Annotated in this window: 12 protein-coding genes; 6 read left to right on the top strand and 6 right to left on the bottom strand. The window is 45.9% G+C overall.

All coding sequences use genetic code 11. The features are described 5' to 3' along the window. Positions 1 to 14 precede the first annotated feature (14 nt). The 5 genes from RHH27_RS00765 to pseB form a co-directional block, all read right to left on the bottom strand. Entirely contained in the window at positions 15 to 1,214 is a 1,200-nt protein-coding gene (locus RHH27_RS00765) for a lipid-A-disaccharide synthase-related protein (RefSeq protein WP_302678591.1), read from the bottom strand. Further along, positions 1,211 to 2,638, bottom strand: a complete 1,428-nt coding sequence (locus RHH27_RS00760; protein WP_302678590.1) for a YdiU family protein — start codon at positions 2,636 to 2,638, stop codon at positions 1,211 to 1,213. The genes RHH27_RS00765 and RHH27_RS00760 overlap by 4 nt, the downstream gene beginning before the upstream one ends. Before the next feature lie 24 nt (positions 2,639 to 2,662). After that, on the bottom strand, positions 2,663 to 4,405 hold the full coding sequence (locus tag RHH27_RS00755; protein ID WP_302678589.1) for a M48 family metalloprotease: 1,743 nt from the start codon (positions 4,403 to 4,405) through the stop codon (positions 2,663 to 2,665). 370 nt (positions 4,406 to 4,775) lie between these two features. Continuing rightward, entirely contained in the window at positions 4,776 to 5,939 is a 1,164-nt protein-coding gene (gene pseC, locus RHH27_RS00745; RefSeq protein ID WP_302678588.1) for a UDP-4-amino-4,6-dideoxy-N-acetyl-beta-L-altrosamine transaminase, read from the bottom strand. Then, positions 5,940 to 6,977, bottom strand: coding sequence for a UDP-N-acetylglucosamine 4,6-dehydratase (inverting) (gene pseB, locus RHH27_RS00740; protein ID WP_399373352.1), 1,038 nt, complete (start codon positions 6,975 to 6,977; stop codon positions 5,940 to 5,942). It lies immediately after the preceding gene. Between the two features lie 242 nt (positions 6,978 to 7,219). Here pseB and RHH27_RS00735 point away from each other — a divergent pair, with 242 nt between their 5' ends. The 6 genes from RHH27_RS00735 to RHH27_RS00710 all read left to right on the top strand — a co-directional run bounded on the left by RHH27_RS00735 (position 7,220) and on the right by RHH27_RS00710 (position 13,692). Continuing rightward, complete coding sequence (locus tag RHH27_RS00735) at positions 7,220 to 8,710, top strand: DUF354 domain-containing protein (RefSeq protein ID WP_302678586.1); 1,491 nt, start codon at positions 7,220 to 7,222, stop codon at positions 8,708 to 8,710. A 1-nt stretch (position 8,711) separates the two neighbouring features. After that, the gene (locus RHH27_RS00730) at positions 8,712 to 9,491 is read left to right on the top strand and encodes a class I SAM-dependent methyltransferase (RefSeq protein ID WP_302678585.1); all 780 of its coding nucleotides are present in this window, start codon (positions 8,712 to 8,714) and stop codon (positions 9,489 to 9,491) included. 4 nt (positions 9,492 to 9,495) lie between these two features. Then, entirely contained in the window at positions 9,496 to 10,509 is a 1,014-nt protein-coding gene (locus RHH27_RS00725) for a phytanoyl-CoA dioxygenase family protein (protein WP_302678584.1), read from the top strand. 8 nt (positions 10,510 to 10,517) lie between these two features. Next, positions 10,518 to 11,474: a glycosyltransferase family 2 protein gene (locus RHH27_RS00720; protein WP_302678583.1), complete on the top strand. Its 957-nt coding sequence runs from the start codon at positions 10,518 to 10,520 to the stop codon at positions 11,472 to 11,474. Between the two features lie 119 nt (positions 11,475 to 11,593). Next, entirely contained in the window at positions 11,594 to 12,424 is an 831-nt protein-coding gene (locus RHH27_RS00715; protein ID WP_302678582.1) for a bifunctional 2-polyprenyl-6-hydroxyphenol methylase/3-demethylubiquinol 3-O-methyltransferase UbiG, read from the top strand. Next, positions 12,421 to 13,692, top strand: a complete 1,272-nt coding sequence (locus RHH27_RS00710; protein ID WP_302678581.1) for a glycosyltransferase family 4 protein — start codon at positions 12,421 to 12,423, stop codon at positions 13,690 to 13,692. The genes RHH27_RS00715 and RHH27_RS00710 overlap by 4 nt, the downstream gene beginning before the upstream one ends. On the opposite strand, the gene RHH27_RS00705 is transcribed toward RHH27_RS00710, so the two are convergent. Then, positions 13,622 to 14,596: a histone deacetylase gene (locus RHH27_RS00705; RefSeq protein WP_302678580.1), complete on the bottom strand. Its 975-nt coding sequence runs from the start codon at positions 14,594 to 14,596 to the stop codon at positions 13,622 to 13,624. The genes RHH27_RS00710 and RHH27_RS00705 overlap by 71 nt on opposite strands. Positions 14,597 to 14,631 lie beyond the last annotated feature (35 nt).

Genomic DNA, 14,631 nt, shown 5'->3' with positions numbered 1-14,631 from the left:
TGGGGGTCTTTTTTTTAGCAGGACTCAATGCCGAGTATTTTTAACAGTTGCTCAGCAATGCGATCGCTCGCTCCGGGGTCGCCCATGCGTTCTTTGCCATTGGCGGCAATTCGCGCAAGTAAAGTCGCATCTTCCCAAATCTGCCAAAGGGTCGGGATGGCCTCTTGAGGATCATCGAGTAGGAAAATCGAGTCTCCGAGAAGGCGTTTTTGGCGACTAGCAAACTCACGGGTAAACTGGGGGCCTGCACCCGCAAAGGTGATCACGGGTTTCCCTAAGCCCACACACTGCTCTGTGGCTGTGCCGGCGAGGGCAATGCCCCCTTCTGCCCAATGCAGAAATTCACGAAAGTGATGTGAACTTAAAATCAGTTGTTGCTGACCCAACTGCCATGCGCTGGTCTGGGGTAATGCACTGGCGATGGGTTGCCAGCCCTCAAGGCTTTGCTCAAGCATCCGTAAATCAAGGCTGGGACTGACAGCGGCAAGACAGGTCAGCGGCTGATCGGGATAGGGCGCCAGTACCCGTAGGATCTGTTGCCAATTGCGGTAGGCCTCAGGGGCACGAGACCCCGGCAGTAGCACAATGGTTCTAGTCGTAAAAGGCGATCGCTCAGGGGGTGGCATCACTAAGTCCATCATGGGATTGCCACAGTAGTGAACCGTGTAACCGAATTGCCGCAACCCTTTAGCGGTTAACTCATCACGGACAAAAATGCCTCGACAGCGGGGCGATCGCCACAACCATCGCTCCCAAGGCAGGTAGTCACTCCCCGCCCAGCCCATGCCCCAACGATAGGGACGCCCCGTCGTGTCATATAGGTAGTAGTCAGACTTAGCAGTGCCGATAAAACTATAGGTTCCCCCTGTGCCATAGGCCAGCAATAGGGGCACAATATCCCCCACCGCCAACAGATGTCCTCCCGATTGCTGCCAAGCTTGAATGGCGCGAATCTGTGATCCCAAGAGTCCTAGCAAACCTGCCTTGAGATCTCGCCATAGCTGTCGCAGATCCATGTAGATAAAGCCCCCAGAGGGGAGTATTTTTCTAGGCTGCAATACAGGAATTCCCAGCCGCGTATAGGCAGACCCTAAGCCCACCAAGGGCAACGCCATTAGGTCTAAGTGTGGACACCGCTGCCGCAAGGCCTGCAAAATCGAGCTAGCGATCGCATCCTCACCGTGGCCATTACTCAGGCAAAGGAGTCGCTTCATGCCTGCATCAACTCAAGAGCTGTAGTAAATCGTGACCAATCATCCGCCTGATCAATGGCCTGCCAAATGTGTTCGATCTGGGAACGAGTGAGGATGACAAGGGGATTGGCTGCCTGTAGGGTTTGGGGAATTGCCGCCCGCTGCCGTGGGCTGGCTTGCTGAAGTAGCTCAAAATAGGTTCTTTTCCAAACCTCTAGCAATTTCTGATCTGCTGGCGTGAGGGTTGAGCTGTTACGAAAGATATGACTGGGATCTACAGCCCACTCAGGGGAGAATTCCTGCCGTAGGCTGACAAAGAATTGGGGATAACTGATGGTGCTGCGGCTGAGAAAAGCTTGGGTTTCTGCCACCAAGGGATGGCCAATTTCTAGAGGAAGGTCTGCCCAACCGAGGCGTTTGAGCATGAGTTTCAAGTAGGTGGTTTGGCAGCGATCGCCAAAGGTCTTTAGGGCAGCTTGCATTTCCTCAAGGGGCATTACTGAAGACAGAGGGATTTGCAGCTTCTCCAAATTCCAAGCACAAATTGCTGGTTGATTGCCGTAGGCGTAGCGGCCATAGTAGTCAAAGTAGGCGGCTGTAAACCCCAAATCATAGTGCTTCAAAAAGACATAGGGACCATAGTCGAAGCTCTCGCCCGTAATGGCCATATTATCGGTGTTCAAAACCCCATGACAAAACCCCGCCACCAACCACTGCGCCGCCAGATCCGCTGTGCGTGCCACTAGCTCACGATAAAAGGTACAATCCCGTTCCTTGGGGTCTGGGATCTCTAGCAAGTGGGGGTAGTAGTAGTAAATGACGTGGTCGAGTAACCGTCGAATCAAGTCCGGTCGCCGCAGATAGTGGAGCCGCTCAAAGGTACCAAAGCGAATATGGGAACGGCCAAGGCGCACTAAGACACTCGATCGCGTCGGCGATGGCTCATCCCCCCGCCAGAGGGATTCTCCCGTTTCCACCAAACTGAGACTGCGAAAGGTGCTCACCCCCAAGCGATGCAGCAGTTCACTGGCCAAAACCTCACGGACACCGCCTTTGAGCGTCAGCCGACCATCTCCCCCCCGCGAATAGGGTGTGATGCCGGATCCTTTCGTGCCAAGGTCATACAGTTGACCATCCACACCGCGAAACTGACCATAGAGAAACCCTCGGCCATCCCCCAAGCGAGCATTGTATTCCCCAAATTGGTAGCCGTGGTAACGCATCGCTAAAAAAGGTTCACGCCCCTGAAACTGGCCAAAGGCCGCAATAAAGTCAGCATCGGTTACCTTGGCGGGATTCAGACCCATCAGGGGTAAGAGGGCATCATTGCGAAAACGCAGAATATGCTGCGGAAAGGTTGCCGCCTGTACCTCGTCCCAGTACTCTTCCCCTAGGGAGAGAAATGCGGGTTCGTACTCAAGGGTTTGAAAGCAATGTCGAGACATTCAGAACATTCAAAGCGGACTCAGCTATTGCGGCGTCTTGGCAGTTTCCCGTTTGGACTTTTTGGGATTGGGGGGATCCACAAGGGTACGCAAGCGCGCTTGAATTTGTTGATGGCGTTCGACCCCCTCAAAGGCAAAGGGGGTGTACCCGCGATCGCGCATCAAACCACGGATATAGCGAATGCGCTCATTGGTCGGCGGGTGGGTAGAAAACCATGGTAACGGTGGCTCCTGATGACGGTATTCCTTCTTGAGGGTGTGCATGAGGTTAAGTAGGCCATCAGCGGCATAGCCTGCCCTCGCCAGAATCCGTGTGCCCAAAATATCCGCCTCTCGCTCCATTTCTCGACTATAGCTAGTCACGAGAATCCCTGTCACATAGCCACCAGCAGGTAATAACCGCGTCAAGTTGGCAGTGGCCGTGCCTTGGGTGACCAAGCGAAAACCGTGGGAGAGCACCGCGTGGGCAATTTCGTGAGCCAGTAAGCCAGCAAGTTCTGCCTCGGTATTGGCTTTGAGAATTGCACCGGAATTGATAAAAATCTTGCCTCCTGGCAGGGCAAAGGCATTGAGATCATTATCTTTTATCACAAAAAACTCATACTCAAACTCATTGCGACCGGCCACTTTGGCGAGGCGTTGCCCCACTTCATTGACATAGGCTTGAACCTCAGGATCCTCAAGGAGCTTGACTTGGCGGCTAATTTGCTGTGCTGCTGAACGGCCTAGGGCAGATTCTCCCTGCATCATCAAGGCCATCATTTGAATCGAGTCCAAGGATAGTAAGGGATTGCCCGTGAGTGCCACACCCACCAGTCCAGTGAGGGCGCCGACAATCATGCCTTCGCGCAGTTGTCCCTGCAGGCGACGACGGAACCGTTGCATTCGCTCTGCGGCTAGTTGCTGAAATTCGGGTGTGGCGGGGTGGTCAGGATTCAGTAGGGCAAAACGTTGGGCGGCAAGAGCCGCTTCTAGCCACTGTTGCTGGCGATCGTAGAGGGTGACGAGGCTACGTTGAATATCGGGTTGATCAGGATAGAGGCTGGCGGCTTTTTCGAGATGGGCATAGGCCTCTTTGAGGGAACCCTGCTGCGCTAGAAACTCAGCGAAGCGCACTTGGCCGGGGATAAACTCTGGGAATTGCTCCACCAACAGCCGCAGGGGCACGGCTTGGGCACTGTAGAGTTGGGAACCCCCTTGAACTTCTCGCCAATAGACTTGGGCAGCGGGGGGCAGTTGACTAATTTCCAGTACAGCGGGGGGGGTGACACGGGGGGGTGGCAAATCTAGGTCAGCCTTAGCCTTTTGGTAATAGGTTTGGGCTGTGACGGTGTCTCCTAATTGCCAGTGGCGATCGCCCTCCCGTAGAAGTGCTAACCGCGCCTCCTGTGCGGCTTGCTCTGCGGTCAGTTCCACTGTTGTTGGAGCTCCTGAAGAATTGTCAGTCGTTCTTGGTGCAGGTTCCACAGAGGGGGCTGCTGAATCATCCTTGATCTCAGTGCTCGTGGGTAGGGGAGCAGGGGATTCTACAGGCGGAACGACTGCTGGGGGGGGCTGGGGTGGCAGCGGCAATAGATCAACAGCAGAGCCTTCAGATTGCGGCAGGCGAGCTTGGGCAAAGGGGTCTTCTTTAATGAGAGCAATCAACTCCTCCTCTGCTACACCCGTTTGGGGTAGGGACATCTCTGCTGCTCTAACCGGTTCAAGAGCCACCCCTAAAAGAAGAACAATACCCAGCGGCCAGTAGCGTAACCCATCTTGCACCATGAAACTGTCCTCAAGCCACCTGATGCTTTATAGTCTAATCACTAGGCATGGGTGAATTGGGTCTTCGTTAGAATTATAGCTATTCCAATAAAGAATGAGACGCTATTCGGCACAATAATTGCGAATCACTTCATCAATAGAATTGTTTGACCCTGCATACATCCATGCTCGCTTCAACGCACTGAACTCGTGCTCAATCACATTCAAAGGAGTGACCTCCTACAATTCTTGAAGGCAAGAGGCCTCAAACCTTAAAAGCCCCTAGGGCGAGATGATCGCCAGCAGAGTCAAAACGGGACTTGGGCGATCGCTTTGAGCGGTTGATGCAGGCTTACTTTCGCATAGGGGAGGGGCTGTTGGCGTTGCGGTCTTAAGCCAAGACTTGCTTGAGCGCCTGAATGACTTGATCCTGTTGGGCAAGGGTCAGGCCATAGTACAGAGGCAAGCTAATCGCTTCTTGGTAGTAGGCCTCGGCGTTGGGAAAGTCTCCCCATTGAAAGCCCAATTGCTGATAGTAGGGTTGGGTATGCACAGGAATGTAGTGGAGATTCACCCCAATTCCAAGGGAACGAAGGGCTTCAAAGACTTCGCGATGGGAAGCTTGAATTTGGTCTCGCTTCAGGCGAATGATGTAGAGATGCCAACTGGAGCGGGTATCAGGATGCTGAAAGGGGAGCGTGAGGGGCAAATCCGCAAGAGATTGATGGTAGCGTTGGGCTAAAAAACGCCGCCGCTCGACAAACTGATCGAGGCGTTGCAGTTGCTGTAGGCCGAGGGCCGCTTGCAGGTCACTCATGCGGTAGTTAAAGCCCAGTTCCAGTTGTTGGTAATACCAAGGGCCGTGGGAGTCGCTCACCATGTGTTGGGGATCGCGGGTAATCCCGTGGCTGCGCAGACGGATAAGGCGCTGGTAGAGGTCTGGATCATTGGTGAGAATGGCACCGCCCTCACCCGTGGTGATAATCTTGACGGGATGAAAGCTAAAAACCGCCATCGTCGAGAATTCACAGCAGCCAATGGGTCGGCCACGGTAGTGACCCCCAAGGGCATGGGAGGCATCTTCGATGAGGGTAAAGCCATAGGTCTGTGCAAGTTCAGCAAGGGCAGCCATCTCACAGGATTGTCCGGCGAGGTGAACAGGAATGACAACCTTGGGAAGCGTCCCTTGCTTTTTGGCAATTGCTAGCTTGTCGGCAAGGGCAGAAACACTCAGGTTATAGGTGTGGGGGTCAATATCAACAAAATCCACCGTAGCACCACAGTAGCGGCCACAATTCGCCGAGGCAACAAAGGTAATCGGCGAGGTCCACAGGCGATCGCCCCCTTGTAGCCCCGCTGCAATACAGGCGAGGTGAAGCGCTGCTGTGGCACTACTAACCACAACGGCATACCGTGTACCACAACAACTGGCCAGTGCTGCTTCAAACTCGGGAACCTTGGGGCCTTGGGTCAGCCAGTCCGATTGCAGGACGTCAACCACAGCCGCAATATCCTCTGGCGTAATGTCTTGGCGACCGTAGGGAATTGTGCCCATTTAGCCCCTGCCTGGGATAAAGTTCGGGTCAACGTGTTGGCGAATCAGAGTGCGCAGCTCCTCGACACTAAGGAAGCGATCGTTGGTGCCAGAATTATAGCTGAAGCCCGGTTTAACCCGTGTTGCCCCTGTTTGGGCACAGTACTCCTCTAGCGTGAAGCGCCCTTGAATGGGCAAAATGGCATAGTACTGGCCTAAATCAACCGTGGTGTAAGAATCGGAAGTGGTAATCATCTCTTCGTGGATCTTTTCCCCTGGACGGATACCCACAAACTGTTGCTCACATTCCGGGCAAATGGCCTCTGCAACATCGAGAATGCGGTAGGAGGGAATTTTCGGCACAAAGATTTCGCCCCCCCAACTGTGCTGCAGTGCCCACAGTACCATTTCTACCCCCTCTTGGAGGGAGATATTAAAGCGAGTCATGGCTGGATCCGTAATTGGTAGGCAGCCCTCACAGCGCTTTTTCAAGAAAAAAGGAATCACTGACCCCCGTGACCCCATAACGTTGCCGTAGCGAACCACACTGAACCGCAGATCACGACCCGCAAAGTTATTGGCAGCAATGAAGAGTTTGTCACTACAGAGCTTTGTTGCCCCGTAGAGGTTGATGGGGGCAGCCGCCTTGTCGGTGGAGAGGGCAATGACTTGCTTGACACCGGTGTCGAGGCAGGCTTGAATGACGTTTTCGGCCCCCATGACATTGGTGCGAATAAACTCAATGGGATTATATTCAGCCGCCGGCACTTGCTTCAGGGCAGCCGCATGAACTACAATATCCACTCTATTGAGGGCACGGCGCAGGCGATCGCGATCCCTAACATCGCCAATGAAGTAGCGGATACCTGGATACTTTTGGTAGGGGAACTCCTGAGCCATCTCGAACTGCTTTAGCTCGTCACGGCTGAAAATGACAAGACGTCGAATATCAGGGAACTGCCGCAACACCTCCTTGACAAACGCACGGCCAAACGACCCTGTGCCCCCCGTCACAAGTACGCCGCTCTCTTTCGTTAATCCTTGGTTCACTCTAGTCAGTCCTCACCGCTGTAGTACCTACAAATTAAAAAATTAAACATAAATATTTAAATTTTAACTCTCAGTGCTATAGTGAAGAACTGTAGCTAGCACTTGACATAAATACTAGCTTTAGTGTATCTCATTGAGAGGGTAGCAGAGATGTATAAATAAAAACACAGCTTGTAAGTAACCAACTACAGAAATTATGCAATTTACCAGTTTCTGAAGTTATATAGAAGGCCTGCTACTAGTAGGAAAACATGAAAGACAAAAGCGATAATCATAAGGAAACTAGATTTAATTTCCAAAAGGCTGATGTTTTAATAATTGAAACATTTGCCTACTGTCCTCACTTAGAAACTGCTGGAGAGATTGCAATTAAATACAGAAAAGAAGGCGTTAGAGCTGGAATTGTGTTTATTGATGTAGATAATCCTGATGACTATATTCCAAAAAGGGTCTTTGTGATATCTAGAAGTCGCCGAAATCGTGTTGAGGCTCTTTTTAGAATTCTTTCTAAGTTTGGCATTAACTGCTTAGTAAAAACTCCTGATCAATCATTAGTCGATCTATTGTTTGAAAAAATCAAAGATCAAATAAGGTCTTGTAATAATGTCGATTGCTTGAGAAAAATAGAACTAAATAATATAAAAATTGGTATGGGAGTTGCAAGTTCATATGTGTCGTATATGAAGGATATTGAGCCAGATATAGATAAAGCCTTAATTGAGCGCTATTTCAAATCAGCGATCGCCACCTATGTAGAAGTAGAAAAATTAATTCAATATTTTAAGCCTTCTCAAGTTGTAACTTACAATGGTAGATTTGCTTGTTCAAGGCCAATTATCTATTTATGCAAGAAATACTCAATACCTGTTTTTTATCATGAACGAGGTGCAACAAAAGAGCGATACTATCTATCGGATAAGCCTCCCCATGACTTTAAGACTATTAGGGCATCAATAAAGAAAATGTGGGAGCTTTCTCAAGATCAAAATAAAGAAGAAATAGCAGAATCTTATTTTTTAAGAAAAATAAAAGGTGAAGGAATCGGCTGGGTTTCTTTCACAGAAAAACAGATAAAAGGGATGGTTCCTGAAAAAAGTAAAAAGTATAGATGGACGTATTATAGTTCCAGTGATGATGAATATATCTATGTTGAAGACTCAATAGAACATCCTATTTTTAAGTCACAAATTGAAGCAATTCGTTGGCTTATAAATTATGCAGCACAACTAGATGACGTAGAGCTAGTTATACGTGTTCATCCTCATAAAGAACAAAAGAGTCAAAGACTCCGAAATTTTTGGAATAATCTTGGTGGTAAGAATGTATCAGTAATTCCTAGCCACTCTCCTATTGATTCCTATGCCCTAGCTAAAAACTCTGATCTGATTATTGTTTATGGCTCAACTATGGGAGTAGAAGCAGCCTATCTTGGTAAACCTGTGATTACTATTGGTGATGCTACTTACAAAGGATTAGACTGTACTTACGAGCCATCATCGTTGCAAGAGCTAAAGGACTACTTATCTTTGAAGAAACTTGAACCTAAAGAGGCTAAAAATTCACTTCCATTTGGATATTACTATATGCTTTATGGAAACTTATTTTCGTACTACAAGCCTTATAGCTTATTTCAAGGCAAATTTGTGAACGATTATTTGTTCTATGAGAATCAAATCTTTTCGAGATTACATGAAATAAAGCTAAAATTGACTCGATTATTTCAATTTATGAAAAGGAGTTAAAATGCGATATTTTCTGAAAAAGATTAAATCTAAAGTTAGTAGCTTAGTGTGTCAGTTTTTAAGAGTTGACCATATCAGACTTTTTATTGGCTCCCTTCGTTTGAAATATTTTGCTTTAACTCGCGGAATTAAGTCGTTAGAATCAGATAATGCATTTGAGTTGACTATATTTCATAACATGAAGTCAGTTAAAAATCATAAATTAGACTTTTTAATGCCTCGAATGAATAAACTGATTCTACCATTATTGGGTATAGAAACGGTGTTTCCTGAGTCTTCAATTCTAGTGATTGGCCCAAGAACCGAAAATGACTTACTTCGATTATTCAGTTGGGGCTTCAAAAATGTTAAAGGCCTAGACTTAATAAGCTACTCACCTCTGATTGATCTTGGAGATATGCACTCTATGCCCTATGAAGATAGTTCCTTTGATGTAATAATATGCGGCTGGACTATCTCATACAGCAAAAATCCTGAAAAGGCAGCTTCTGAAATGATTAGGGTAATTAAGAGCGGTGGAATTATTGGTATAGCAGTGGATTTTTCAAATATGTCGCCCATAGAAGCTGAGAAGAAATTCGGGTATTCAATAGAACCAACAGATGGTAGCTTTGTAAGATTAAATAGTGCTGAACAAATTTATGAACTCTTTGGGGATGTAATTTCACATATTTACTTCTGTAATAATGCTCCACTAAGAGATAATGTTGAAATTTTGCAACAAAACAGTTTGTATCCTAATTCAACTGTGGTAACGATTTTCTCCATAAGTAAGGAGTAATTGAATGAGCTTATTTTCAAAGATATACTTACTTAAATTACCAATTGACTTCCTTATTTTAGGAATTTCTTTCATTTACTTCTTAACCTGCGGTCAAACACCTCAAAGAGGTTACTTATTGATGAGAAATTTATACGTTAAAACAAATGGATGGCTTACACCAATACTGGCAAAAATTTATAAAATTTATTTTCGTTACTCCAATGTAAATAAGTCTTTATCTAAAATTAATCATGATATAGAGATTAAGTTTACTAAAAGTTTAGATGAATTACGAAGAGACGGATTTTCCATATTAGAAAAAACAATAGAACTGTCTAAGATTGAAAAAATCTATCATTTTTCACTTAATACTCTCTCTGAAAATGACAAGCAACTGTTGAGAGATGCTGATCATCTTGGTAAAAAGGCTAGGATATCTTACTCGGTTGATACTATATTTGAGTCAGAAGACATACAATCCATTATTTTTGATAATGATCTCTTGAACTTAGCTTATTTGTACTTAGAAGCACCCCCTGTATTAGACCTAGTTGCTATGTGGTGGTCTATTCCATCTGATAATTCATGTCTATCAGAAGAAGCACAACTATTTCACTTTGATTATGATAGATTTAAGTTTCTGAAGTTTTTCTTTTATTTAACTGATGTTAGTCCAGTGAGTGGCCCACACTGCTATGTCAAGGGTTCCCACATTCACAAGCCAAGAGAAATTTTCAGAGATGGAAGAGTTACTGATGACTTGATAAGAAAATACTATTCTGAAGATAAAATAGTAGAAATTTGCGGAGCAAAAGGAACAATTATAGCTGCTGACACAATTGGCTTTCATAAGGGAAAACCTTTAGAAAAAGGATTTCGTCTTTTGTTGCAAATTCAGTTTTCTTTAAGTAAATTTGGACAAAATTATAAAGGTATTGATGAAAGCAAAATTTTGCCCCAATTCTATAACTATTATCAAGCTAATTTAATACATTATGAACCATTTTTTAAGGCAAGATCGAAATATTTAAGGTAGTATTCGTTATGAAATATCAGCTAGGTAAAGGAGTTCTTTTTCTCATTTTCAATCGTCCTCATACGACACAACGAGTTTTTGAGGCAATTCGTCAGGTTCGGCCACCAAGGCTCTATGTGGCTGCTGATGGACCTAGGGCAGATCGAGAAGGGGAAGCAGAAAAAGTTGCTGAGGTGAGAAGAATTGCAACCCAAGTAGATTGGCCTTGTGAAGTTAAAACTCTTTTTAGAGAGAAGAACCTAGGATGCAAGGTAGCGGTCAGTAGTGCTATTACTTGGTTTTTTGAGCACGAAGAAAAGGGGATTATTCTAGAAGATGACTGTTTGCCCCATCCTGACTTTTTTAGGTTTTGTGATGAATTGCTTGAATACTACAAACAAGACGAACGGGTTTGGGTTATCACGGGAAACAACTTTCAGGATGGGCAGTGGCGTGGAAAAGCTAGCTATTATTTCTCTAAATATAATCACTGCTGGGGTTGGGCTACGTGGAAACGGGCATGGTCTAAATACGACGTAGACATCTCATTTTGGCCGGCGTGGAGCAAATCATCAGCGTGGCAAAATCTTCACTTTAACTCTGTTGAGGAGGGATACTGGCGTAAGATTTTTAATCGAGTGTATTCAAGTGAGATTAATACATGGGACTATCAATGGACGGCCTGTGTCTGGTATCATGGCGGGTTAACGGCAACACCCAATGTTAATCTTGTAAGTAATATTGGTTTTGGTTCTGATGCAACTCATACAAAGACTGCAAGTCATATTCATGCAAACTTGCCCGTTTTTCCAATAGGAGAGATTCAACATCCAAGTGAAGTGGCTGTTGATGTAGAAGCAGATAAGTATACCTTTAATGAGCAATTTGGTGGTAAGTATATGCGTTTTCCTAATGCTTTATTTAATCTACCTAGCAGGGTTGTAAAAAAATTCCAAAGTTTGAGTAAACGTTTGAGCAAAATCTAAATTTTATGAATCTGTCAATTCCCAATTCACCTCTAACAGGCCAATCGAATACTGTACATCTTAGGAAATTACCTGTCAAGAAAGTCTGTGATCAATGGAGGAAGGTATTCGGTATTGACGTGTCTAATCAGCTTACTAGGATTGAAACAATCTACCATTGGAAGTGTCCAGAGACTGATTTTGAATGGTACACTCCTGCTGAAGCCGCTGGTGATGGTTCTCTTTATCAGCAACTACAAAAATTTCCATGGTACTATATGTCTGATAAGTGGGAGTTCCATGCTGCTCTAGACTATATTCAACCATCATCAAAAGTTCTTGAAGTAGGTATTGGTGGTGCAGGCTTTTTACAACTGGCACGCCGAAAGGGTGTTGATATTGAAGGAATGGAAATTAATCCTGAAGCAATTCAAAATGCCCAGAAACTAGGTTTCATAATTTACCCAGTCTCAATCGATGAATTTCTAAACCAATATCCAGATCAAAAGTATGACGCTATTTGTGCTTTTCAGGTGATTGAACATATCCCCGACCCTATCTCATTTCTAACTAAATTAATCAATATTTTGCAGCCAAACGGCAAATTAATTCTCTCTGTACCTAATTCTGAAGTCTTACGTAAAATTGATCCAAGCTATGAAAACCTCCTTGATCAGCCTCCTCATCATATGTCTCACTGGTGTAAAAGTGTTTTTAATTACTTACCTAACATTCTGCCCCTAGAGGTTACTAACCTATTAGAAGAGCCTCTACAAAGTTATCATGTGGAAGGATTTGTTGTTGGCTATTGTCGAAGTTTTCTTAAAACTAAACTGAGACTACCCAATTTAGGATGCCGATTACTTGCAAACTATGTTACTCTAAGTCCAATAAGTCTTCTCTTGAAGTTAGGAATAAGTAAAATGCTTCCAGGACATACTTTACTAGCTGTCTTAACTAAAAAGGCATGATGAAAGCGCTTCACTTAAATACGTACGCGGATACAGGTGGCGCTGCAAAAGCTGCTTTAAGAATTTGTCAATCTCTGCGAGATATCAACTGTAATGCCTCGATGGTTGTTGCTTCCTCTCAAATGAAAGAGACTTACATCTTTTCTGATAAGAATCCACTTGGATTGATTAAATATAGTTTTCTTAATGATTTGTCCAAAATTTTTATTAAGCTATCTGGTTTTAGAACAGAGAATAAAATTCTTCATAGCCCTAATCTATTTTCCTGCTATTCCACGGCATTTCTCGAATCACTGCTACCTGATATTATCCATCTTCACTGGATCGCAGCGAATCTGTTAAGTATTGAGGAAGTTGCCAAGTTAACGCAGCCACTTGTTTGGACATTGCATGATATGTGGGCATTTTGTGGTGCGGAGCACTACACAGATGACTTGCGCTGGAAAGAGGGCTACTATCCCCATAATCGACCTGCTTATGAAAGGGGATTTGATCTCAATCGCTGGACTTGGGAGCGTAAGCGAAAATATTGGCAAAAGCCCATACATATCGTTGCACCAAGTCACTGGTTAGCAAACTGTGTTCGACAAAGTGCACTGATGTATCATTGGCCTGTTAGCGTAATTCCTAATCCAATTAATACTGAGCAGTGGTACCCCTATCATAAAAAACAAACACGCCAAAACCTAGGCCTACCAACAGAAGTGCCAATTGTTCTGTTTGGTGCAATGGGGGGTGGCCGAGATGTGCGCAAAGGGTTTGACTTACTCGAAGAAGCCTTGGGTTATCTAAAAAATACAGGTCAACAGTTTCAAATAGTTGTTTTTGGTGAATCTGAGCCTCGTAAGAAACTAGATTTGAAGTTTCCAGTTCAATACACGGGTCATATTGATAATGAAGAGTATCTTTGTAAGCTGTACAGCGCAGCAGATGTGATGATTGTGCCCTCTCGGCAGGATAATCTTCCCAATACCGCTATTGAAGCGCAGGCCTGTGGAACACCAGTAGTTGCCTTTCGTATTGGCGGATTACCCGATATTATTACTCATCAACAAACAGGGTACTTGGCTCAACCTTTTGATACAACTGATCTTGCGAATGGTATTCACTGGGTGTTAGCGGATTCTCAGCGTCATGCTCAACTATGTGCGCAAGCCCGTGCTGATGCGGTGAGAAAATTTGCCTATCCTGTGGTGGCTAAGCAGTATCTTGCGCTTTATGAGGAAGTTCTCGAGCGGCATCGTCAACAACCGTCGCCTGTACAGTAGCAACCAGCGATCGCCCCAAGGCATTAAGGTTGTACCCTCCCTCCAAGCCAATGACAATACAGTGAGTGATCTGCAAGCACTGGTGCATCATCCAGCCATAGTCTGCCTCCTGTAATTCAATGCTAGAAAGGGGATCATCGCGGTGGGCATCGTAGCCCGCACTGATGATGAGCACATCTGCGCCAAATTGCTGCAAAAAGGGCATGACTTGATCTTGAAAAGCAGTGCGATAGGCCGCTCCAGTGGAGCCTGTGGGCATGGGTAAGTTGAGGACGTTGTTGTGGTGCCCGCGATCGCCCCCATCCCCCGTATAGGGATAGGCAGGAAACTCATGAAGTGAACAATAGGCAATCTGAGGATGATCTTGAACCAGTGCTTGGGTACCATTGCCGTGGTGGACATCCCAATCGAGAATTGCGACTCGTCTTATCCTTGGCAGACTGAGGGCATAGTGGGCAGCAATGGCTGCATTCGCTAGTAGGCAAAAGCCCATTCCCCGCTCCCGCAACGCATGGTGGCCGGGGGGGCGTGCCAAAACAAAAATCGGTTGCTGCCGCTGTACAGCTAAATCTACCCCATCGAGCCACGCCTGTACTGCTAACCGCGCCACGCGATCGCTCTGGTCATTGAGGTAGGTATCGGGATCTAGCCAGCCGCCCCCTTGTGCTGCAATCCGCGTTAATTGGTCTAAATACACCCGACTATGTACCTTTTCCAACCAAGGAGTTAATCCTTCTCCGACAGGTGTAGGTTCACGCCATTCTGCTGCTGGAAATGCTGCCTCTAAGTGCTGACGGATGGCCACTAACCGTTCGGGTCGCTCAAAGTGAAACTGGCGGCAGCGGTGTTCGAGGAAGCGATCGCTATAGATAAAGACAGGAGTTGGCACTGCTGTTGCGTCCATGCATAAAATCGGTATCCTAGAGCGCAGGGTTATTC

Source organism: Thermosynechococcus sp. PP555 (assembly GCF_031583225.1).
Classification (GTDB): Bacteria; Cyanobacteriota; Cyanobacteriia; order Thermosynechococcales; family Thermosynechococcaceae; genus Thermosynechococcus.
Note: the sequence above shows the minus strand (reverse complement) of the source record. Positions and strands in the feature narration are given on the sequence as shown.